At 62.8% G+C, this 20,962-nt stretch carries 20 protein-coding genes; 11 read left to right on the plus strand and 9 right to left on the minus strand.

Going from position 1 to position 20,962, the window contains the following annotated elements:
• Positions 1–115 precede the first annotated feature (115 nt).
• Complete coding sequence (locus tag A3A9_RS0121760; protein WP_027060665.1) at positions 116–1,075, plus strand: sugar-binding transcriptional regulator; 960 nt, start codon at positions 116–118, stop codon at positions 1,073–1,075.
• 45 nt (positions 1,076–1,120) lie between these two features.
• Here A3A9_RS0121760 and A3A9_RS0121765 read toward each other — a convergent pair whose 3' ends face one another.
• Positions 1,121–1,306, minus strand: a complete 186-nt coding sequence (locus A3A9_RS0121765) for a hypothetical protein (protein ID WP_027060666.1) — start codon at positions 1,304–1,306, stop codon at positions 1,121–1,123.
• 110 nt (positions 1,307–1,416) lie between these two features.
• On the opposite strand from A3A9_RS0121765, the gene gcvA reads away from it, so the two are divergent.
• The 9 genes from gcvA (at position 1,417) to A3A9_RS0121810 (ending at position 11,452) form a co-directional block, all read left to right on the plus strand.
• A complete protein-coding gene (gene gcvA / locus A3A9_RS0121770) occupies positions 1,417–2,322 on the plus strand; it encodes a transcriptional regulator GcvA (RefSeq protein ID WP_027060667.1) in 906 nt (301 codons plus the stop codon).
• A 224-nt stretch (positions 2,323–2,546) separates the two neighbouring features.
• Complete coding sequence (locus tag A3A9_RS0121775; protein ID WP_027060668.1) at positions 2,547–3,857, plus strand: ABC transporter substrate-binding protein; 1,311 nt, start codon at positions 2,547–2,549, stop codon at positions 3,855–3,857.
• A 143-nt stretch (positions 3,858–4,000) separates the two neighbouring features.
• Positions 4,001–4,873: a carbohydrate ABC transporter permease gene (locus A3A9_RS0121780; protein WP_027060669.1), complete on the plus strand. Its 873-nt coding sequence runs from the start codon at positions 4,001–4,003 to the stop codon at positions 4,871–4,873.
• Between the two features lie 11 nt (positions 4,874–4,884).
• The gene (locus A3A9_RS0121785; protein WP_027060670.1) at positions 4,885–5,709 is read left to right on the plus strand and encodes a carbohydrate ABC transporter permease; all 825 of its coding nucleotides are present in this window, start codon (positions 4,885–4,887) and stop codon (positions 5,707–5,709) included.
• A gap of 46 nt (positions 5,710–5,755) precedes the next feature.
• On the plus strand, positions 5,756–6,760 hold the full coding sequence (locus A3A9_RS0121790; protein ID WP_027060671.1) for an ABC transporter ATP-binding protein: 1,005 nt from the start codon (positions 5,756–5,758) through the stop codon (positions 6,758–6,760).
• The gene (locus tag A3A9_RS0121795; RefSeq protein ID WP_027060672.1) at positions 6,754–7,527 is read left to right on the plus strand and encodes an L-iditol 2-dehydrogenase; all 774 of its coding nucleotides are present in this window, start codon (positions 6,754–6,756) and stop codon (positions 7,525–7,527) included. The genes A3A9_RS0121790 and A3A9_RS0121795 overlap by 7 nt, the downstream gene beginning before the upstream one ends.
• Positions 7,528–7,691: 164 nt before the next feature.
• Positions 7,692–9,170, plus strand: coding sequence for a mannitol dehydrogenase family protein (locus A3A9_RS0121800; RefSeq protein ID WP_027060673.1), 1,479 nt, complete (start codon positions 7,692–7,694; stop codon positions 9,168–9,170).
• Positions 9,171–9,185: 15 nt separating this feature from the next.
• The gene (locus A3A9_RS0121805) at positions 9,186–9,869 is read left to right on the plus strand and encodes an HAD family hydrolase (protein WP_027060674.1); all 684 of its coding nucleotides are present in this window, start codon (positions 9,186–9,188) and stop codon (positions 9,867–9,869) included.
• Positions 9,866–11,452, plus strand: coding sequence for an FGGY-family carbohydrate kinase (locus tag A3A9_RS0121810; protein WP_027060675.1), 1,587 nt, complete (start codon positions 9,866–9,868; stop codon positions 11,450–11,452). The genes A3A9_RS0121805 and A3A9_RS0121810 overlap by 4 nt, the downstream gene beginning before the upstream one ends.
• A gap of 19 nt (positions 11,453–11,471) precedes the next feature.
• On the opposite strand, the gene A3A9_RS0121815 is transcribed toward A3A9_RS0121810, so the two are convergent.
• The 6 genes from A3A9_RS0121815 to A3A9_RS0121840 form a co-directional block, all read right to left on the minus strand.
• Positions 11,472–12,560 carry an ABC transporter ATP-binding protein gene (locus tag A3A9_RS0121815; protein ID WP_027060676.1) on the minus strand — a complete coding sequence of 363 codons (1,089 nt, stop codon included), beginning with the start codon at positions 12,558–12,560 and terminating at the stop codon, positions 11,472–11,474.
• Between the two features lie 2 nt (positions 12,561–12,562).
• Positions 12,563–13,609, minus strand: a complete 1,047-nt coding sequence (locus A3A9_RS0121820) for an NAD(P)-dependent alcohol dehydrogenase (protein ID WP_027060677.1) — start codon at positions 13,607–13,609, stop codon at positions 12,563–12,565.
• A 15-nt stretch (positions 13,610–13,624) separates the two neighbouring features.
• Positions 13,625–14,437, minus strand: a complete 813-nt coding sequence (locus A3A9_RS0121825; protein ID WP_027060678.1) for a carbohydrate ABC transporter permease — start codon at positions 14,435–14,437, stop codon at positions 13,625–13,627.
• A gap of 11 nt (positions 14,438–14,448) precedes the next feature.
• Complete coding sequence (locus tag A3A9_RS0121830; RefSeq protein ID WP_027060679.1) at positions 14,449–15,315, minus strand: carbohydrate ABC transporter permease; 867 nt, start codon at positions 15,313–15,315, stop codon at positions 14,449–14,451.
• 110 nt (positions 15,316–15,425) lie between these two features.
• On the minus strand, positions 15,426–16,697 hold the full coding sequence (locus A3A9_RS0121835) for an extracellular solute-binding protein (protein ID WP_033838720.1): 1,272 nt from the start codon (positions 16,695–16,697) through the stop codon (positions 15,426–15,428).
• A gap of 240 nt (positions 16,698–16,937) precedes the next feature.
• The gene (locus tag A3A9_RS0121840; RefSeq protein WP_027060681.1) at positions 16,938–17,855 is read right to left on the minus strand and encodes an AraC family transcriptional regulator; all 918 of its coding nucleotides are present in this window, start codon (positions 17,853–17,855) and stop codon (positions 16,938–16,940) included.
• Between the two features lie 252 nt (positions 17,856–18,107).
• Here A3A9_RS0121840 and A3A9_RS0121845 point away from each other — a divergent pair, with 252 nt between their 5' ends.
• Entirely contained in the window at positions 18,108–19,511 is a 1,404-nt protein-coding gene (locus A3A9_RS0121845; RefSeq protein ID WP_027060682.1) for an MATE family efflux transporter, read from the plus strand.
• 22 nt (positions 19,512–19,533) lie between these two features.
• Here the strand turns inward: A3A9_RS0121845 and A3A9_RS39225 are convergent, their stop codons facing one another.
• On the minus strand, positions 19,534–19,971 hold the full coding sequence (locus tag A3A9_RS39225) for a c-type cytochrome (protein WP_033838721.1): 438 nt from the start codon (positions 19,969–19,971) through the stop codon (positions 19,534–19,536).
• Between the two features lie 80 nt (positions 19,972–20,051).
• Positions 20,052–20,912: a dienelactone hydrolase family protein gene (locus A3A9_RS0121855; protein ID WP_027060683.1), complete on the minus strand. Its 861-nt coding sequence runs from the start codon at positions 20,910–20,912 to the stop codon at positions 20,052–20,054.
• Positions 20,913–20,962 lie beyond the last annotated feature (50 nt).

Here is a 20,962-nt window from a genome sequence, read left to right on the forward strand (position 1 = left end):
CCTCAGCTGCGCGCGTGCAAGCATTTGCCCTTGAGATTGACAATTGCGCAGCGAGGCATTCCCTGCGAAAGTAAGGGCGGACCGTCCAATGATCGGCGGTTTCGGGAGGCAGGACGTGAATACCCGGCAGGATGGCGGCTCAAACAGGCTGGACGACGCGGCGCGCGCCGGCTGGCTCTATTATGTTGCCGGCAACACACAGGACCAGATCGCCGCCACGCTCGGCATCTCCCGGCAGACGGCGCAGCGGCTGGTGTCGCTGGCGGTGTCGGAAGGCTTGATCAAGGTCCGTGTCGATCATCCGATCGCCAACTGCCTGGACCTTGCGGCACGATTGAAATCGCGCTTCGCGCTCGACCTTGTCGAAGTGGTGCCGAGCGACCCGACGTCGTCGTCGACGACCATCGGCATCGCCGAGGCGGCGGCCGCGGAGATCGAGCGGCGGCTGCGGTCACCGACGCCGATCGTCATGGGGATCGGCACCGGGCGCACGCTGAAGGCGGCGATCGAACAGTTGCCGCCGATGGAATGCCCGCAGCACAAGGTGGTGTCCTTGACTGGCAACATCTCGCCCGACGGCTCAGCCGCCTTCTACAACGTCATCTTCACCATGGCCGACAGGGTCAAGGCGCGATCCTTCCCGATGCCGCTGCCGGTCATCGCCTCCTCGCCGGAGGAGCGCGAGATGCTGCTCAACCAGCCGATGATCCAGCCGACGCTGGCGCTCGCCGCGGAGGCCGACGTCACCTTCATCGGCATTGGTGATCTCGGCCCCAAGGCGCCGCTCTACGAGGATGGCTTCATTTCCGAAAGCGAGTTGAAGGCCCTGCAGAAGGCCGGCGGCGTCGCAGAGATCGTCGGCTGGGTGTTCGACAGGGACGGCCGCATGATCGAGGGCATCACCAACGACCGGGTGTCGTCGGCTTCGCTGCCGTCGCGTGAAAAGTCGCTGGTCATCGCTCTGGCAATGGGCGAACGCAAACTGCCAGGCATTTTGGCGGCTGCCAACCGGCGGCTGATCAACGGCCTCATTACCGATGAACGGACCGCCGCCGCCCTGCTGGCGAGCCTATAACCGGCCGCCGTCAGTTGGGGATTGATTGCGATAAACCGGGCCACGCTATCTGTGTGGCCCGAAAGGGTCGTTGCCATCGAGAAAACCGATGTCGCGTTGCAGATGCGGCGACAGGTCCCTGATGTCGAGATGCGCGCGTTTTTTGGCTGCGAACCAGCAGAATCCATCCGCCAGCCACGAAATCCAGCGATGATCCGGGGTGGGAGTGCATTTTTGCTGCGCCATGGTCATGATCGTCAACCTCCGCTATCCTGAACCCGAGTGACGGGTTGACGCTGAATGTCGGTGTCGGCGGCCACCTTTGCCAATCGAACGTCGATCACGGCCCATAAGGAGGCCTTATGCCTGATCTCAGCTCGCGACAGGTTTCCCAGCTCCCGCCGCTGCAGGCGATCAGGGTCTTCGACGCGGTGGCGCGGCACCTTTCCTTCACCAAGGCCGCCGTGGAACTCGGCATGACACAGGCTGCGGTCAGCTATCAGATCAAGGTGCTGGAAGAGCGTGTCGGTTCACCGCTGTTCCTGCGCCGGCCGCGGCAGATCGAGTTGACCGAAGCCGGACAGCGCCTCGCGCCCGCCGTCAGTGAGGCTTTTGCCATTCTTGGCCAAGCCTACGCCGCAGCGCGCGCTGGGGCTGACGGATTGCTTTGCGTCACCACCGTGCTGACCTTCGCCTCGAACTGGCTGGCGCACCGCCTGGGCTCGTTCCAGATCGCGCATCCCGCACTTGCCGTGCGGCTGGAGACATCGAGCCGGCTGACGGATTTCTCGCGTGAGGATACCGATATAGCCATCCGCTCGGGCGGTGGCAAATGGCCGGGCCTGGAGGCGCACAAGCTGCTCGACGCCGATTTCACGCCGATGCTGAGTCCCACGCTCGCGGCAAGCATTGGCGGCGTCAACGAACCGGCCGACCTGTTGCGCCTGCCGATCCTCGATCCGGGCGACATCTGGTGGACGGAGTGGTTTTCGGCCGCCGGCGTGCACTCGCACGATCTTGCCAGACGGCCCGGCAGCAGCATGGGCGCGCAGGCCTATGAGGCCAATGCCGCGATTGCCGGTCATGGCGTGGCGATCCTGACCAGGGCCCTGTTCAAGGCCGAACTCGCCGACGGCCGCCTGATCCAGCCTTTCGACCTAGTCGGCGATGATGGCCATGCCTATTGGCTGGTCTATCCCCAGGCGCGCCGCAACGTGCCGAAGATCCGCGCCTTCCGCGACTGGCTGCTCGCCGAGATGGCCTGCTGACAGGCAGCCCCTCCGCACGACACCAATTTCGCACGTCTCCGCCGTCGTCGCTGAAATCCGGCGACGGCGAAGCTCGTCTGCGCAAATCTCCACACACGACACTGCCCGTCAGCATCGCCGAGTGCTGCGCTGCAGCATCGAATCCGGCTTGACATAATTCATGCCAAGTGAGTAATTGCTCATAGCCAAGGCAAATGCTCATCTTGGTTCATGGGAGGAATTTGATGAAACTGCGCACGCTCACCCTGGGCTTGTTGTCGGCTAGCGCTCTCGCTTTTGCCGCACATGCCGAATCCATCACCATCGCCACCGTCAACAATGGCGACATGGTCCGCATGCAGAAGCTGACCGAAGACTTCACCAAGGCGAACCCCGACATCCAGCTCAACTGGGTGACGCTTGAAGAAAACGTGCTGCGCGAGCGCGTCACCACCGACATTGCCACCAAGGGTGGCCAGTATGACGTGATGACCATCGGCACCTACGAGGTTCCGATCTGGGCCAAGCAGAGCTGGCTGTTGCCGCTCGACAAGCTCGGCGACGACTATGACGCCAAGGACATCATCCCGGCCATCGCCGGCGGTCTTTCGGTCGACGGCAAGCTCTATGCCGCGCCCTTCTACGGCGAAAGCTCCTTCGTCATGTACCGCAAGGACCTGATGGACAAGGCCGGATTGAAGATGCCCGACGCGCCGACCTGGGACTTCATCCGCCAGGCCGCCGACAAGATGACCGACCGCGCCAATGGCGTGAACGGCGTGTGCCTGCGCGGCAAGGCCGGCTGGGGCGAGAACATGGCCTTCCTGACCGCCATGTCGAACTCCTTCGGCGCCCGCTGGTTCGATGAGAACTGGAAGCCGCAGTTCGATCAGCCGGAATGGAAGAAGACGCTGCAGTTCTATGTCGACCTGATGAAGGCCGACGGCCCGGAAGGCGCGTCCTCCAACGGCTTCAACGAAAACCTGGCGCTGTTCCAGCAGGGCAAATGCGGCATGTGGATCGATGCCACCGTCGCTGCCTCCTTCGTTTCGGACCCGAAGAACTCGACTGTCGCCGACAAGGTCGGCTATGCGCTGGCGCCGGACAATGGCCTGGGCAAGCGCGGCAACTGGCTCTGGGCATGGTCGCTGGCCATTCCGGCCGGCACGCAGAAGGCTGACGCCGCCGAGAAGTTCGTTTCGTGGGCGACCAGCAAGCACTATGCCGAACTGGTTGCTTCGAAGGAAGGCTGGGCCAACGTTCCTCCGGGCACGCGCTCCTCGCTCTATGCCAATGCCGAGTACCAGAAGGCGGCTCCGTTCGCCAAGATGACGCTGGACTCCATCAACGCCGCTGACCCGACGCATCCGACCGTCAAGCCGGTGCCCTATGTCGGCGTCCAGTTCGTCGCCATCCCTGAGTTCCAGGGCCTTGGCACCACCGTCGGCCAGCTCTTCTCGGCGGCTCTTGCCGGCCAGTCGAGTGTCGACGATGCCTTGAAGCAGGCCCAGGACGCGGCCACCGCGACCATGACCGAAGGCGGTTATACCAAGTAAGGCTCCTCCCGGTGCCGAATGCCGGTCGCCTACCATGACCGGCAAAGGGCCGCCCGAAACCCAGTTCGGGCGGCCACTTTTCAAAATCGGGAAAATTCTGGCACAATTCTGAAAACCTGGCTGACCTTGGGAGGGTGACCATCATGGCTACTCAGCAGACCCGTTCGCTTGCCCGTTTCATGATGGCGCCATCCGTGGTGCTGCTGCTGGTCTGGATGGTCGTTCCGCTCGCACTCACCCTGTGGTTCTCCTTCCAGCAGTACAATCCGCTCAACCCCATCCGCGACGGCTTTGTTGGCTTCTCCAACTACGCACTGTTCTATTCCAATCCGGCCTTCCTGCAGTCGATCCTCAACACCCTCACCCTGGTGGTCAGCGTGCTGTTGATCACGGTGATCGGCGGCATCCTGCTGGCACTGCTGATCGACCAGCCGATGTGGGGACAAGGCATTGTCCGCATCCTCGTCATCTCACCGTTCTTCGTCATGCCGCCGGTGGCCGCACTGGTGTGGAAGAACATGATCATGCACCCGCAATATGGCGTTTTCGCCGATATAGCGCGCTTCTTCGACGCCCAGCCGATCGACTGGTTCGGGCAGCATCCGATGCTGGCCATCGTCATCATCGTCGCCTGGCAGTGGCTGCCTTTCGCGACGCTGATCCTGTTGACCGCGCTGCAGTCGCTTGACGGTGAGCAGAAGGAGGCCGCCGAGATGGACGGCGCCGGCTTCGTCAGCCGCTTCATCTATCTGACGCTGCCGCACATGTCGCGCGCCATCACCGTCGTCATCCTGATCCAGACGATCTTCCTGCTGTCGGTCTATGCCGAGATCCTCGTCACCACCAATGGCGGCCCCGGCTATGCGTCCACCAACCTGCCCTTCCTCGTCTACCAGAAGGCCTTGCTGGAGTTCAAAATCGGCCAGGCATCCGCCGGCGGCATCATCGCTGTCATTCTCGCCAACATCGTTGCCTTCTTCGCCATGCGCGCCGTCGGCAAGAACCTGGACAAGTAAGGGAGGATACGATGGCACGCTCAGTCACCACCCAGCACAAGACGATCGCGACAATTGCGGCCTGGATCGTCGCCCTGCTGATCTTCTTCCCGATCCTCTATACGATCATCACCTCGTTCAAGTCGGAGCAGGAGGCCATCCAGGGCTTCAACCTGATCCCGTCGGGAACATTCGAGAGCTATATCGAGGTTCAGGCGCAGAGCGGCTATTTCAAATTCTTCCTGAACTCGGTGCTGCTCTCGGTCGGCTCGACCATCCTGGCCCTGCTTGTCGCCATCCCGGCGGCATGGTCGATGGCATTTGCGCCGACCAAGCGGACCAAGGACATATTGATGTGGATGCTGTCCACCAAGATGATGCCGGCGGTCGCCGTGCTGTTCCCGATCTACCTGATCTTCCGCAATCTCGGACTGCTGGACAGCCGCATCGGCCTGATGATCATGCTGATGCTGATCAATCTGCCGATCGTGGTGTGGATGCTCTACACCTACTTCCGCGAAATCCCGGGCGAGATCCTGGAAGCGGCGCGCATGGACGGGGCCTCCCTGTGGAACGAGATCATCTACGTGCTCACGCCCATGGCGGTGCCGGGCATCGCCTCGACCATGCTGCTCAACATCATCCTGGCTTGGAACGAAGCCTTCTGGACGATCCGTCTGACGACCACGGAAGCCGCGCCGCTCACCGCCTTCATCAGTTCCTTCTCCAGCCCGCAAGGCCTGTTCTGGGCCAAGCTCTCAGCGGCCTCGACACTGGCCATCGCGCCCATCCTGATCATGGGCTGGTTCAGCCAGAAGCAGCTGGTGCGCGGCCTGACATTTGGTGCCGTCAAGTAACGTGACGCGTAAGAACGTCGGACAATAACCCCTCGGGGAGGAAACCATGGGAAACATCACGCTCAAGAACGTCTCCAAGTCCTTTGGATCGACGTCCATCATCCCCGGCCTCGATCTGGTGATCGAGAATGGCGAGTTCGTCGTCTTCGTCGGCCCGTCGGGTTGCGGCAAGTCCACGCTGCTGCGGCTGATCGCCGGGCTGGAGGACACCAGCGGCGGCACCATCAACATCGATGGCCGCGACGTCACCGGCGAGGCGCCAGCCAAGCGCAAGCTGGCCATGGTGTTCCAGTCCTACGCGCTCTATCCGCATATGACGGTGGCCAAGAACATCGGCTTCCCGCTGAAGATGGCCGGTGAAGACAAGGCCACCATCGACAAGAAGGTGGGCGACGCGGCGCGGGTGCTGAACCTCACGAATTACCTCGAACGCCGTCCCGGCCAGCTTTCCGGCGGCCAGCGCCAGCGCGTCGCCATCGGCCGCGCCATCGTGCGCCAGCCTACCGCCTTCCTGTTCGACGAACCGCTGTCCAACCTCGACGCCGCACTGCGCGGCACCATGCGGCTGGAGATCAGCGAGCTGCACCATCAGCTCAAGACGACCATGATCTACGTCACCCACGACCAGGTCGAAGCCATGACCATGGCCGACAAGATCGTCGTGCTGAACGCCGGCAATATCGAGCAGGTCGGCTCGCCGATGGAGCTCTACAAGACGCCGAAGAACCTGTTCGTCGCCGGCTTCATCGGCTCGCCGAAGATGAACCTGATCGAAGGCGCACCCGCCGCCAAATACAATGCCAAGACCATCGGCATCCGTCCCGAACATATGGAAATCTCGACCACGGCAGGCGAATGGAAAGCCACTGTAGGCGTTGCCGAACATCTTGGCTCCGACACGTTCTTGCACGTCCAGGCCGATGGCGTCGGTCCGCTGACGGTGCGTGCCGACGGCGAACTCGCGGTTCACCACGGCGACACCATTTATCTGACGCCCGACAAGGCCAAGATGCACCGCTTCGGACCCGACGGAAAGGCGCTGGCATCGTGAGACTGGCCGGCAAATCGGCGCTGATCACGGGCTCCGCCCGTGGCATCGGCCGGGCCTTCGCCGAAGCCTATGTCGGCGAAGGCGCCACGGTGGCGATTGCCGATATCAACCTCGAGGCCGCGAAAAAGACGGCTGGCGAGATCGGCGGCAAAGCCTATGCCGTGAAGCTCGATGTCACGGACCAGGTATCCATCGACGCGGCGGTAAAGGCGGTGGAAGCCAAGGCTGATGGCCTCGACATACTGATCAACAACGCTGCTCTGTTCGACCTGGCGCCGATCGTCGAGATCTCGCGGGCAAGTTACGAAAAACTGTTCTCCGTCAATGTCGCCGGCACGCTGTTCATGTTGCAGGCTGCCGCCCGATCGATGATCGCGCGGGGCAAGGGCGGCAAGATCATCAACGTGGCAAGCCAGGCCGGTCGGCGCGGCGAGGCGCTGGTCGGCGTCTATTGCGCCACAAAGGCCGCCGTTATCTCGCTGACCCAATCGGCGGGGCTTGACCTGATCAAGCACCACATCAACGTCAACGGTATCGCACCCGGTGTCGTAGACAGCGATATGTGGGACGAGGTCGATTCGCTGTTCGCCAAGTACGAGAACCGGCCAAAGGGCGAGAAGAAGAGACTGGTTGGCGAGGGCGTGCCTTACGGCCGGATGGGCAAACCGGAGGACCTCGCCGGCATGGCTGTCTTCCTGGCGAGCGCTGACGCCGAATACATCGTCGCCCAGACCTACAATGTCGATGGCGGCCAGTGGATGAGTTGAGGGGGGACGGCCTCTGTTCCTCGTTCCTCCGCGAGGCGCAGAGGCCGACACATCAAAGTGAAAGGCCGCATCGACCCCGGTCGGCGCGGCATCCCTGACCTTCTTCCCGTGAACACGGGAGAGGGGAATAACGCAGGCCGAAATCAGGCCAAAGGGTAAAACAGATGACCGTGAAACTCTCGTCTTCCAATCTCTCCAAGCTGCCCGCCAATGTCGCCGGTCCGAAATACGACCGCTCGAAGCTCAAGGCCGGCATCGTGCATTTTGGTGTCGGCAATTTCCATCGCTCGCATCAGGCCGTCTATCTCGACGATCTGTTCAATTCGGGTGTCGGACATGGCTGGGCACTGGTCGGCGCCGGCGTGTTCGAGGGCGAGAAGATCGGCCGCGGCAAGCTCGAAGAGCAGGACTGGCTGACCACGGTCGTCGAGCAGGATGAAGGCCATATGAGCGCCCGCGTCACCGGCGCGATGATCGACTTCCTGATGCCGGGCGATGCAGCCGGCACAATCGAACGCCTTGCCGATCCGGCGATCAAGATCGTGTCGCTGACCATCACCGAAGGCGGCTATTTCATCGACCCGGCCTCGGGCGTGTTCAACCCGACCCACCCCGATATCGTCGCCGACGCACGACCGGGCGCCATGCCGAAGACCGTGTTCGGCATCATCCTCGCCGGACTGGTGCGCCGGCGCGACGAGGGCACCGTGCCGTTCACCGTCATGTCCTGCGACAACATCCCCCACAACGGCCATGTCACGTCGGATGGGGTCATCGGGTTGGCCCGGCTGATCGACGAGGATCTGGCCAACTGGGTCAGCGACCATGTCGCCTTTCCCAACGGCATGGTCGATCGCATCACGCCGGCCACCACCGACCGCGAACGCGGCATCCTGGCCAAGGATTTTGGCGTCGAGGACGCCTGGCCGGTGTTCTGCGAGCCGTTCCGGCAATGGGTGCTGGAAGACCGTTTCACCGATGGTCGCCCACCGCTGGAAAAGGTCGGCGTCCAGTTCGTCAAGGACGTCGCGCCCTACGAATTGATGAAGATCCGCATCCTCAATGGCGGCCACGCCACCATCGCCTATCCGGCCGGGCTGATGGACATCCATTTCGTCCATGAGGCGATGCAGGAGCCGCTGGTGCGCGGCTTTCTCGACAAGCTCGAGCACGACGAGATCATTCCGACCGTGCCACCGGTGCCGGATACGGTGCTGGAGGACTATTACCAGCTCATCGAGAAGCGCTTTTCCAATCCCAAGATCGGCGACACTATCCGCCGGCTCTGCCTCGACGGCTCCAACCGCCAGCCGAAATTCATCATCCCGACCATCGCCGACCGCCTGAAGGCGGGAAAAGGTGTCTCCGGCCTGGCGCTGGAATCCGCACTCTGGTGCCGCTACTGCTTCGGCACATCAGACAGCGGCGCCGTCATCGAACCCAACGACCCGAGCTGGGACCGGCTGCAGGCAACGGCAAGGGCGGCAAAGGATGCGCCCGCCGCCTGGCTGGCCATGGAGGACATCTATGGCGATGTCGGCCGCGCGGCGGCCTTTGTCGAGGCCTTCGGCCATGCGCTCAACGTGCTGTGGGCCAATGGCGCCCGCGCCACGCTGACGCGCTACATCGCCGGCAAGCTCTGAGAGCCATCCGACGCCATGACGCCTGAACTGGTCATCTTCGACTGCGATGGCGTGCTGGTCGACAGCGAGGCGCTCTCCGTCTCGGCGCTTCTCGGCATGATCGAGCTTGCCGGCGGCAGCATCGGGGAGGACGCCGCCTACGAGCATTTCCTCGGCAAGAGCATGAAAAGCGTGCGCGAGATCCTCGGCCGCGACTTCGGCCTGGAGATCACCGATCAGCACCTGACCGCGATGCGCGTCGACCTGATGCGAAAGTTCCGTGAAGGGCTGAAGCCGATCCCCGGCGTCAAGGAGATGTTGCGTGGGCTTGGCCTGCCGTTCTGCGTCGCCTCCTCCGGCACGCTGGAACGCATCCGCTATGCGCTTGATGTCACCGGTCTGCTCGGGCTGATGGAGCCGCATCTGTTCAGCGCCGCCATGGTGACCAAGGGAAAGCCGGCGCCCGACCTTTTCCTGCATGCCGCCGCCAGCATGCAGGCCGATCCACGCAAATGCCTCGTCATCGAGGACAGTCCGGCCGGTGTCGCGGCCGCGCGCGCGGCCGGTATGCGCGTCTTTGGCTTCACCGGCGGCGCACATGCCGGCAACCCCGCTTTGAAAGCGCGGCTTGCGTCGAACGAACCTGACTTTATATTCGCTGACATGCTGCAATTGCCCGATCTGATTGCAGGCCTGGGAGCGAGAGTTAGAGCATCTTGACGAAACAGTTTGTTTGCGCGGTCGATGTCGGCACCGGGAGCGCTCGCGCGGGCATTCTCGACACCAGTGGCACGTTGCTTGGCCGCGCCGAGCGGCCGATCGCCATGAATCAACCGAAGCCCGACCACGCCGAGCATGATTCGCGCGATATCTGGTCGGCGGTCTGCATCGCAGTACGTGCCGCCCGCGAAAAAGCCGGCGTTACGGCAGAAGATATTGTCGGCATCTCCTTTGATGCCACCTGTTCCCTGGTGGTGCGCGACCGGCAGGGCGACCAGCTCAGCGTCTCGGTGTCGGGCGACCAGCGCTGGGACACCATCGTCTGGCTCGACCACCGCGCCATTGGTGAAGCCGACGAATGCACAGCGAGCAGCCACGAGGTGCTCAACTATATCGGCGGCGTCATGTCGCCGGAGATGGCGACGCCGAAGCTGATGTGGCTGAAGCGTAATCTGCGCAAGACGTGGAATGAAGCCGGCTACCTATTTGACCTGACCGATTTCCTGACCTGGCAGGCGACGGGCTCTCTCGCCCGCTCGCAATGCACGCTAACCGCCAAATGGACCTATCTGGCGCATGAGGAAAGCGCCTGGCAGCGCGATTTCTTCGAAATGGTCGGCCTCGACGATCTCTTTGAGCACGGCAACCTGCCTGAAAGGGCAAGCCCGGTTGGCGCCGATATCGGCCACTTGACACCGCATGCGGCGGCGGAGCTTGGCCTGAGCGAAAAATGCCGGGTCGGCGCAGGCGTCATCGATGCCTATGCCGGCGCACTTGGCGTGCTTGGCGGTTTTGCCGGCGACGAACAGGATATCGGCCGGCACCTGGCGCTGATCGCCGGCACGTCGAGCTGCGTCATGGCGATGTCGCCCGACCCGCAGCCTTTCGCCGGCGTCTGGGGACCCTACTACGGCGCGGCGCTGCCGAAGCTGTGGCTGTCGGAAGGCGGCCAGTCGGCCACCGGGGCGCTTCTCGACCACATCATCCGTTGGCACGGTGTTGGCGGCGAGCCGGATGCGGCCATGCATGCCAAAATCGCCCGGCGCGTCGCCGAACTGCGCGCCACTGAGGGCGAGAACCTCGCCGCACGCTTGCATGTGCTGCCTGACTTTCACGGCAACCGGTCGCCGCTCGCCGATCCGCACGCGGTCGGCGTCGTCAGCGGGCTGACGCTGGATTCCTCCTTCGACAGCCTGTGCAAGCTCTATTGGCGCACCGCCGTCGGCATCGCGCTCGGTGTGCGCCATGTGCTGGAGGCGCTGAACGAGAACGGCTATCTGATCGACACGCTGCACGTCACCGGCGGCCACACCAAGAACCCGCTGCTGATGGAACTCTATGCCGATGCCACCGGCTGCACGGTGGTCGAACCCTTGGCCGACGAAGCGGTGCTGCTTGGCACCGGCATGGTGGCCGCCACAGCTGCCGGCCTGTTTCCCGACCTCAACGCCGCCTGCCTTGCCATGCAGCAAGGCGGCAGGACGCGCGCCGCCAATCCGGCCGCCGGCGCCCGCTTTGACCGCGACTACCGGATTTTCCTGGAAATGCACCGCCAGCGGCAGGCGCTTGACGCGATCCGGTAGCGGCCTGGAACGGGCCGCGTCACTGCCTGAGCAGGGATGCGCCGGATGCCGCGTTGAACAGATGCAGGCTCGATTCATCAAAGGTGTAGCGGACATCGCTGCGGATGATGGGGCACGCGCGGCTGGAAACCAGAGCGCTGATTTCCTTGCCGCCCAAAGCAAATGTCACCAGCGCATCGTTGCCGTGAAACTCGATGAGATCAGCTGTGCCTGCCAGCAGATTTTCGGAGCCGCCGGGCGTCGCTGTCCTGAGGTCAGGAGGCCTGATCCCAAGCACTGCGCGCTCGCCATCTTGAAGCGTGAAGCGTGAGCCATCGATGGTAAAGGCGGTTCCGGGATTGGTCAGCGTCCAGCCATTCGCGACGCGGCTGACCGTCACGTCGATGAAATTCATGTTCGGTGTTCCGATGAACCCGGCGACGAACAGATTCGCCGGCCGCTCGTAGATTTCCGCCGGCGAGCCGATCTGCTCGATCCGGCCGTCGCGCAGCAGCACGATGCGGTCGGCGAGCGTCATCGCCTCGAGCTGGTCATGGGTGACGTAGACGGTGGTCGTGTTCAGCGACTGGTGCAGCCGGGCGATCTCGATGCGCATGTGGTTGCGCAGCTTGGCGTCGAGATTGGACAGCGGCTCGTCAAACAGGAACACTTTTGGCGTCTTGATCATGGCGCGTGCGATGGCGACGCGCTGCTGCTGGCCGCCGGACAGCTCAGTGGGCTTGCGGCCGAGATAGGGATCGAGACCCAGCGTCTTCGAGACTGCCTCGACACGCTGCTGGATCTCGGCCTTCGGCACCTTCTGCCGCTTCAGGCCGAAGGCGATGTTGTCGAAGATCGTCATGTGCGGATAGAGCGCGTAGTTCTGGAACACCATGGCGATGCCGCGGTCGCCCGGATCGAGATCGTTGACCACCTTGCCGCCGATCGAGACCTCGCCGCCGCTGATGTCCTCCAGCCCCGCCAGCATGCGCAGCAAGGTCGACTTACCGCAGCCGGACGGGCCGAGGAAGACGACGAATTCGTGCTCCTCGATCGAGAGGTTGAGGTCGCGGATGACCGTGGTGGCGCCATAGGCCTTGTCGACATGGGAGCAAACGATCGCGGACATGCTCAGCCCTTCTCGCCGGTCAGCAGGATCTGCAGCTTGACGTCCTCCGGCTTGCCTTCGGCGGCCCGTTCGAATGCCTTGATGCTGTCGGAGAAATCATAGGTGCCGGTGATCAGCGGCTTGAGGTCGACCTTGCCGGAAGCGATGAGCTGCAAGGCGCGATCGAAAATGTTGGCGTAGCGGAATACCGTCTCGATGCGCACTTCCTTCGAGATCGCGGCCGGTACGTTGAGCGCCACCGGCTCGACCGGCAACCCGACCAGCACCACCGCGCCGCCCGGCCGCACGACATCGAACAGATCGGCGAAAGCCTTCGGGCTGCCACTGGCCTCGAAGACGATGTCGGCACCCCAATTGTCGGTCGCGGCGGCGACGGCATCGACCAGCGACTGCTCGCCGATATTGACCGGTACGATGCCGGCATACTGCGCGGCGATCTTCAGCTTGGGCGCGGAGAAATCGGAAATCAGCACTTTCGAGCAGCCGCCGGCAAGTGCGGCAAGCGCGATCATGATGCCGATCGGGCCACAACCGACGACGACGGCGACATCTCCCGGAACGATCCGGGCCCGGCTTGCCGCCTGCATGCCGATGGCGAAGGGTTCGACCATCGCGCCTTCGGCGAAGGAGACATTGTCGGGCAATTTGTAGGTGAAGGCGGCGGGGTGCACGGCATAGGGCGCGAGCACGCCATGCACCGGCGGCGTCGCCCAGAAACTGACATCAGGGTCGACATTGTAGATGCCGAGTTTCGTCGCGCGCGACGACAGGTTGGGCACGCCAGGCTCCATGCAGACACGGTCGCCGACCTTGAACGTCCCGACATTGGCGCCGGTCTCGACCACCGTTCCAGCGGCTTCATGGCCGAGCACCATCGGCGCGCGCACGACGTAGCTGCCGATGGCGCCATGGGTGTAGTAGTGAACATCGCTGCCACAGACGCCGACAGTGTGAATGGCGATCTTGACGTCGTCCGGCCCGACATCGAGCGGCAACGCGATCTCGCGCAGCGACAGTTCGCCTTTTTTCTCAAGCACCAGTGCCCGCATCGGGTAATCCTCGCATCAAGTCTTTTTTTGCCGGAAAACGGAATTCAGGAAGCCGCTGAGCACGCCAAGGAACAGCAGCGGCGGCAGCGACAGCAGCACGACCGAAGCATTCAGGATGCCCCACGGCACGTTCATGCCTTGCTGGGACAGTTCCGAGGCGACGATCGGCAAGGTTTTGGCGTTGGAGCTCGACAGCATCAGCGCAATCAGGAACTCGTTCCAGACCAGCACGAAGCTGAAGGCGACCGCCCCGATCAGCGAGCGTGCCGCGACCGGCAGCGCGATCCGCCAGAACACCGAATAGGCGCCGTAGCCATCCACGAAGGCGGCTTCCTCGATTTCCTTCGGCACGGCCTGGAAGGCGGGAATGGCCAGCCACATGATGACCGAGATGGTGAGCAGCGAATAGGTGACGATCAGCGCGGTCAGCGTGTCGTAGAGGCCAAGCTGCAGCCAGATCACCATCAGCGGAATGGCGACCGCCACCGGCGGCAGAAAGCGCAGCGACAGCACGAAAAACTGGATGTCGCCGGCCCAACGGTTGGGATAGCGCGCCACCGAGTAGGCGGCAGGCAGGCCAAGCACCACCCCGATCAGCACCGCGACGCCGCAGGCGATGACCGAGTTGTAGAGGCCGGTCATGACGCTGTCGCGGCCGATGATATAGCTGATGTTGGCCAGTGTCGGCGTGAACACCAGGCGCGGCACGCGGGTGATGATGTCGACATTGTTCTTCAGCGAATTGAGCGCCGTCCAGGCGAGCGGAAACACAGCCATGAAGCCGGCAAAGGCCAGCACGGTCTTGCCGATGAGAAGGCCCGGTCTCATGTGATACAATCTCATGCCTGCACCCGCTTCCACAGCATGGTGAAGGTGATGACGGTGGCGATCATCATCAGCACCGCCATGGCTGAGGCGTATGACACCTTGCCCGACTCGATGAAGCCTTGCGAGAAGGCGTACATGTCGAGCGTTTCGGTCGCCACGCCCGGTCCGCCGCGGGTCATCACATAGATCAGGTCGAAGGAGCGCAGTGATTCGATCATCTTGACGAACATCAGGCTGACCAGCGGCGCCTTCAGCATCGGCAAGGTGACGTAGGCGTGGATCTGCCAGCGTTTGGCATGATCGAGCCGCGCCGCCTCGATCGGCTGCGGCGGCAGCGTTTCCAAGAGCTTCAGCACGATGACGGCGAAGAACAGACCCCATTGCCAGACATCGACCGATGCGACGGCGAACAGTGCAGTCGCCGGCTTCGACAACGGATCGAAGATCAGCCCGCCAGTGATCAGCCTGTAGGGATAAGTGGCGATGCCATAGAGCGGATGGTAGGCGAACTTCCAGACGAAAGCCGCCGAGACACGCGGCAACAGCACCGGAATGATGAACAGCAAGCAGTAGACGTTTCGCATGCGCGGCGAGGCGGCCTCGAACATCAGCACGCCCAGGCCAATGGCCACGACCATCGTGGCGATGACGGTGACGAACTCCCACTTCACCGACACCCAGACGGCGTTGAGGAAGCGGCGATCGAAGAACAGGTCATAGAAGTTCGAGAACCAGACATAGGAATAGGCTGTTGAACTCAGCTCGCGGTTCTGCAAGGCGATGATGATCGCATACAGCGTCGGCACCATCGACAGGATCAAAAGAATGACCAGCGTCGGCACAATGAATGTGACCGGCAAGGAAGAGCGTCGCGGCATCTGTCTATCCCTGGCTGTGTCTCGGCAGTGGCGAAAAGGGAGACCCGCGGCGCACAGGTCCCGACATTCCCAGGAATGCCGTGGACCGCGCGCCGCAGGGGGAGGATGGCTTATTTCTTCACCAACTGGTTGGCATAGGCATCAAGCTCGTTGAGGCTGCCCTTGATGTCGGTGCGCGTGCCGGCAATCAGCTCTTCGAGGATAATACCCCAGCGGTCGCCGAGATCCGGCCAGCGTGGGTCCTGCCAGAAGTTGACCGCCGTGACCTTGCCTGTCGCGGCCAGCGCCTGGCCAAGGTCGGCGCCGTAGATGTCGGCGAATTCCTTGCTGGACAGGATGCTGGTGCGGTTCAGCTCACCGAACTGGTGGGCATCGAGCCGGCGCTTCTCGTTTTCCTTCGACGTTGCCCAGGCGATGAACAGGCCGGCGCATTTCTTCGAAGCGTCGTCCGCATTGGCCTTCGCCGCGATGGCAAGGCCATGGCCGTAGCCACCACCAGGAAGCGGCGAGGGCGGCGGCAGGAAGCCGATCTTGCCGACAACCTGCGAGGTTTTCGGATCGACCGCCATGCCCGACAGCGGCGTCGATTCGACGAGGATGGCGACCTGGCCCGACAGGAAGGCGCCGGTCGATTCATCCCAGCTGCCGGTCTGCGTGCCGGGCGCCGAATCCTTGAACAGCTTCAGATAGGTCTCGGTCGCCTTGACGGCGGCGTCGGAATTGAAGACCGGCTTGTCGCCATCGAACCACTGGCCGCCATAGGCTTTGAAGAAGGGCATCCAGCGCCAGACATTGGCGCCCGAACCGCGTGCGCCGCGCAGCGCGATGCCGTACATGCCTTTGTCTGGATTGGTCAGCTTCGGCACGTCGGCGATCAGTTCATCCAGCGTCTTCGGCGGCTGGATGCCGGCTGCCTCCAGCACGTCCTTGCGGTAGACCATCAGGTCGCCGCCGCCGGTCAGCGGCGCAAACCAGACCTTGCCGTCATAGGTCGCAACCTTCTGCCGGCCGGGATCGAAGTCGGCATAGTCATAGTCAGCCGGATAATAATCGGTCAGCGGCACGATCCATTTCGACGACGCAAACAAAGCGACATTGGCTTCGTCGACATAATAGACGTTGTAATTGCCGACGGTGGACGCATCGGCGCGTGATTTGGCCCGGCGGTCATTCTCGTTGAGATAATCGATCTGGAAGCTGGCGCCGGAGAGCTTCTGGAACTCGGCCTTGGAGTCCTCCAGAAGCGTCAGGCCGTCGCGTGGCTGCGCCAGCACCTTGACCGGCGCCGAGCAGATCGGCGCCTGCGCCAGCGCGATGGTGGATACGGTAGCGGAAAGCATGAAAGCTGCGCCCAAGCTCGCAGCGAGCCGAATTGGTTTCATTGATTTTTCTCCTCCAGGAACACTCGCGGGAAGCGGAAGTCCTCGGGTCTGCGATCCTCACCATCGCCCGAGTGACATGCCACCCGTCGCCAAAATGCGCAGTTGTGACGGGTCATGCTAGAAGCCCCGTTGCAGCCGACCTGTACTTTTATGCATTGTGCGGCGCAAAATGCAGCGCCCATCGACAACGGTTGTCACCTGAGTATTGATCGGGGGTGGGATGGGGATTTCAGGGGGTGCTTATGCGCGCAATGTCAGCCGCTGCCGCGACAACCGGCGATAGGACGACGGCGTCATCTTATGCTTGCGCATGAAGGCGCGGTTGAAGTTCGAGATGTTCATGTAGCCGACCTGAAAACAGATGTCGGTTATCGCGACATCGGTGTCGGCCAGGAGCTTGCAGGCCTGCCAGAGCCGGAGCTTGGCCAGGTGGTCGCTGAAGGCGTTGCCGGTGTTCTTCTGGAAAAAGCGCGAAAACGTACTCTCGCTCATGCCGGCGAGTTCAGCCAAGTCGGACAGCTTCAGATCCTCGGCGAAATGCTGGAACAGATAGGTCAGCGTGCGCTGGATGATGTCGAGCGAAGCGGCGTCGAGAAGCGGCGAGAAATCCGGCGACGACAAGAGTTCGTATTCGTCGGTCCTGGCCAGGAGGTCGACCAGTTCGAGAAACAGACAGAGGCGGGCGAGCCCATGCACCGCCCCCATCCGCTCCAGCAACTCGGCGCCTTCCAGCGCCGTGCCGCCGTGAAAAACCATGCCGCGCAGGGACCGCCCCAGAAACGGCTCCAGCTCGCGCAATTCCGGCAACAGGCCCGCCGAGCCACGCAGCCTTTGCGCATCGAATTGCAGGACGATATCGCGGCCTTCGATCAGCTCGCCCGGCTGCACCGCCGTCACCCAATCATGCGGCAGCCCGCCGCCGACGATGGTCAGGTAACCCGGCCCGAACTCGCCGATATGATCGCCGACCAGCACCACGCCAGAAGATTTCCTGAGCAGATGGATTTCGTACTCCGGATGGAAGTTCCAGACATTGCGCTCCCAGGGATAGTCGTCGAGCCGCCACAGAAAGCTGTCGCTGGCTTCGGTGACGATATGTTCGAAGGCCGGCACTGTGCGCGGGATCGCGGCCGTGTTTTTTCGCTGTCTGAACGCCATCCATTCCTCCCGGCGGGTTCGCTGGCTGCCGGTCTCCAAGGCAATCCGTAACAGTCCGCGCCCGGCAAGGGAACGACGCAGTGGCACCTCTGGAATGACGCTGGCTCAATCGGTCTCCGCTCCTCCTCCCTTGCCTTCACGTCGCGTTTCGTCCAAAAGCTGACACAAACGCCGCGAAACCGAAGGTTTTGCCGTTTGCAATGCAGCTTCCGGCCTTATGCCGATGTGCCGCAACCTTGAAAGAGCAGGACAATGTCTGCGATCGAAGCCGGCGCTCGTGCGCCGGAAAATCTTTGGCGTCAGGAAATCAGGGCGACGCTGGCGCTGGCCTGGCCGATGGTGCTGACCAATCTCGGCCAGACCGCGATGACGGCGACCGACGTCATGATGATGGGACGTCTCGGAGCGGATACGCTGGCCAGCGGCGCGCTTGGCGCCAACCTCTATTTCATGCCGCTGATCTTCGGCCTCGGCCTGATGCTGGCGACCTCGCCGATGATCGCGACCGAGCTTGGCCGCCGCCGCTATTCGGTGCGCGACTTGCGCCGCACCGTGCGCCAGGGCCTGTGGCTGGCGATCCTGATCTCGATCCCGATCTGGCTCGTGCTCTGGCACGGCGAAGCTATTCTGCTGGCCATGGGCCAGGAGCCCGTGCTGGCGCATCAGGCGGGCGTGTATTTGCGCTGGCTCGAATGGGCGGTGCTGCCTTTCTATGGCTATATCGTGCTGCGCTCGTTCATCTCCGCGCTGGAGCGGCCGGGCTGGGCGTTGATCATCGTCTTCGTCGCCGTCGCCTGCAACGTGCTCTTCAACTGGGTGTTCATGTTCGGCAATCTCGGTGTCCCGGCAATGGGTATCGCAGGCTCCGGTCTCGCGACCTCGCTGTCCAGCATGCTGATGTTCGTCGGCATGGCCGTTGTGGTGATGCGGGAGAAGAAGTTCCGGCGCTATCGCTTGTTCGGCCGCTTCTGGCGCTCCGACTGGCCGCGCTTCAAGGGGCTGCTGCGGCTCGGCCTGCCGATTGCCGGCATCCTTGCCTTCGAGGTGACGATCTTCAATGCGGCAGCACTGCTGATGGGCCTGATCGATGCGGATTCGCTGGCCGCGCACGCGATCGCCATCCAGATCGCCTCGATCTCCTTCATGGTGCCGCTTGGCCTCAACCAGGCGGTGACCGTGCGCGTCGGGCTCGCGCATGGCGCCGGCAATCCGGAAGGTGTGTCGCGTGCCGGTTGGACGGCCTTTGTCATCGGCGTCTCGTTCATGGCGCTGATGGGGCTGGTGATGATCCTGTGGCCGCATCTGTTGATCAGCGCCTTCATCGATATGACCAACCCGGCCAACGCCAGGGTGATCGCGCTTGCCGTGTCGTTCCTGGCTTTTGCCGCCCTGTTCCAGGTGTTCGACGGTGCGCAAGCGGTTGCCGCCGGCATGCTGCGCGGCCTGCACGACACCAAGGTGCCGATGATCTATGCCGCGATTGGTTATTGGGGCGTCGGCCTGCCGCTCGGCGTGCTGCTCGCCTTCCATTTCGGCTTCCACGGCGTCGGCATCTGGATGGGCCTGTCGACAGGACTGGCCGTGGTGGCGGCGTTGCTCTTGGCGCGCTGGCTGCGGCGCGACCGGATCGCGCCGTCGCTCGCCTTTCGGCATTGAAGCGGGAAATACCGCGCGCACTTCATTCATCCTGCCCGGACGGATGGGATCTGAGATAGGCGATGATATCCGCGCGGATTTGCGGATCGCCTATCGAGATGCCCATCCGCGTTCCGGGCAGCAACTGACCGGGTCCGGACAGCCATTTGTCGAGCAGCTTTTCCGACCAGATGAATTGGCCTTGGCGCAAGGCCTGGCTGTATTGGAAGCCGGCAACGGATCCAACACGCCTGCCATAGACATCGCCAAGGCGAGGACCGAAGCGGTTCTGCGAAATCGAGTGACAGCTGGTGCAACGGTCCTCGAAATACCCCCGACCGCTGGTAGCATCTCCCTTGGACGCGGCGGCTGATGCCGCCCGCGCTACGGTCAATGCTGGTGGGACGGTCGCCAGCAGCACTGCGGCAAACACGGCAGGCAAACGACCGACACTGCGTGAGAAGCGAGAGAGCAAAACCATGCTATCGACCTTAAACGTGAGGGTTTATCATGTTATAACGTGATAAACCCTCACATTTAAATCGTCAAGTGCACCGCCTACTACTTCAACACAGCCAGGAAATCGGGCACGTCCTTGAGCGCCGCCGCACGAGCGGCCGGATTGAGGCCTGCATGCGCGACACCGTCGTCATTGGCGGTGAAGGCCAGCCCATGCAGTTCGTGAAGCTTCTGCGCCTCATTGTCGAAGTCATGATAGGCGCCGGCATAAAGGATAAGCTTGACGCCATCGGGATTGGCGGCAGCCATGGTTTTGCACGGCTTGGCCGGTGTCCAGTCATCCGCTTCGCCCATCACAATCAGCAGCGGCATGCGTGTCGCCCAATCGCCCTTGTCGGCCAGGGCAGTGCAACCGGGGTAGAACGCAACCGCAGCGCGAAAGTCCGGCGAATCCGGCTTCGGCGTGTCCTTTGGACGGACTGTGTAGAGGACGGTCGAGCCACCATTCGACCAGCCAAGCAGGGCGATAGCGTCAGGCTTCACATAGGGCAGCGTCTGCAGATAGCGGCGGGCGGCGTTGGCATCTTCCACCCGCTCACGGTATGGCTCGACTTCCCGGTCGCCGTTCTTGCATTGCGGTCCAAGGTCGCGCGACCCGTAGCTGTCCGGAAAGATCACGACGTAACCGAGAGCCGCCAGGCGCTGGCCCCAATCGGCATGGCGCGGGCTGAGCTTCGTCCCGTTCTTGCTGCTCCACAGGCCGCTACAGCCATGCATGGCCACAACAGCCGGAAACGGCCCCTGCCCTTGCGGCTTGAACAGCATTGCGTCCAGCGTCGCCGGCTCGTTCTTGCCGTCGGCCGGAATGCTGACGCGATCGGGTATCTGATCGGCCGCCGCAGCCGGCTGGGCCATCCAAAGCGCGAACAGGCCCGCGAGAGCAACACGATATTTCGCCTGCATCGCCAAACCGCCCTCTTCCTCGAAATGCCGTGGCACTCACAGTGTGGCGT

It is taken from the genome of Mesorhizobium loti CJ3sym (assembly GCF_000472785.1).
GTDB lineage: Bacteria > Pseudomonadota > Alphaproteobacteria > Rhizobiales > Rhizobiaceae > Mesorhizobium > Mesorhizobium loti_E.

What these genes read in the sequence shown, in the direction of transcription:
- A3A9_RS0121765 (WP_027060666.1), bottom strand. Translation starts at nt 1,306, where the DNA reads ATGACCATGGCGCAGCAAAAATGCACTCCCACCCCGGATCATCGCTGG.
- gcvA (WP_027060667.1), top strand. Translation starts at nt 1,417, where the DNA reads ATGCCTGATCTCAGCTCGCGACAGGTTTCCCAGCTCCCGCCGCTGCAG.
- A3A9_RS0121775 (WP_027060668.1), top strand. Translation starts at nt 2,547, where the DNA reads ATGAAACTGCGCACGCTCACCCTGGGCTTGTTGTCGGCTAGCGCTCTC.
- A3A9_RS0121780 (WP_027060669.1), top strand. Translation starts at nt 4,001, where the DNA reads ATGGCTACTCAGCAGACCCGTTCGCTTGCCCGTTTCATGATGGCGCCA.
- A3A9_RS0121785 (WP_027060670.1), top strand. Translation starts at nt 4,885, where the DNA reads ATGGCACGCTCAGTCACCACCCAGCACAAGACGATCGCGACAATTGCG.
- A3A9_RS0121790 (WP_027060671.1), top strand. Translation starts at nt 5,756, where the DNA reads ATGGGAAACATCACGCTCAAGAACGTCTCCAAGTCCTTTGGATCGACG.
- A3A9_RS0121800 (WP_027060673.1), top strand. Translation starts at nt 7,692, where the DNA reads ATGACCGTGAAACTCTCGTCTTCCAATCTCTCCAAGCTGCCCGCCAAT.
- A3A9_RS0121805 (WP_027060674.1), top strand. Translation starts at nt 9,186, where the DNA reads ATGACGCCTGAACTGGTCATCTTCGACTGCGATGGCGTGCTGGTCGAC.
- A3A9_RS0121815 (WP_027060676.1), bottom strand. Translation starts at nt 12,560, where the DNA reads ATGTCCGCGATCGTTTGCTCCCATGTCGACAAGGCCTATGGCGCCACC.
- A3A9_RS0121820 (WP_027060677.1), bottom strand. Translation starts at nt 13,609, where the DNA reads ATGCGGGCACTGGTGCTTGAGAAAAAAGGCGAACTGTCGCTGCGCGAG.
- A3A9_RS0121825 (WP_027060678.1), bottom strand. Translation starts at nt 14,437, where the DNA reads ATGAGACCGGGCCTTCTCATCGGCAAGACCGTGCTGGCCTTTGCCGGC.
- A3A9_RS0121830 (WP_027060679.1), bottom strand. Translation starts at nt 15,315, where the DNA reads ATGCCGCGACGCTCTTCCTTGCCGGTCACATTCATTGTGCCGACGCTG.
- A3A9_RS0121835 (WP_033838720.1), bottom strand. Translation starts at nt 16,697, where the DNA reads ATGAAACCAATTCGGCTCGCTGCGAGCTTGGGCGCAGCTTTCATGCTT.
- A3A9_RS0121840 (WP_027060681.1), bottom strand. Translation starts at nt 17,855, where the DNA reads ATGGCGTTCAGACAGCGAAAAAACACGGCCGCGATCCCGCGCACAGTG.
- A3A9_RS0121845 (WP_027060682.1), top strand. Translation starts at nt 18,108, where the DNA reads ATGTCTGCGATCGAAGCCGGCGCTCGTGCGCCGGAAAATCTTTGGCGT.
- A3A9_RS39225 (WP_033838721.1), bottom strand. Translation starts at nt 19,971, where the DNA reads ATGGTTTTGCTCTCTCGCTTCTCACGCAGTGTCGGTCGTTTGCCTGCC.
- A3A9_RS0121855 (WP_027060683.1), bottom strand. Translation starts at nt 20,912, where the DNA reads ATGCAGGCGAAATATCGTGTTGCTCTCGCGGGCCTGTTCGCGCTTTGG.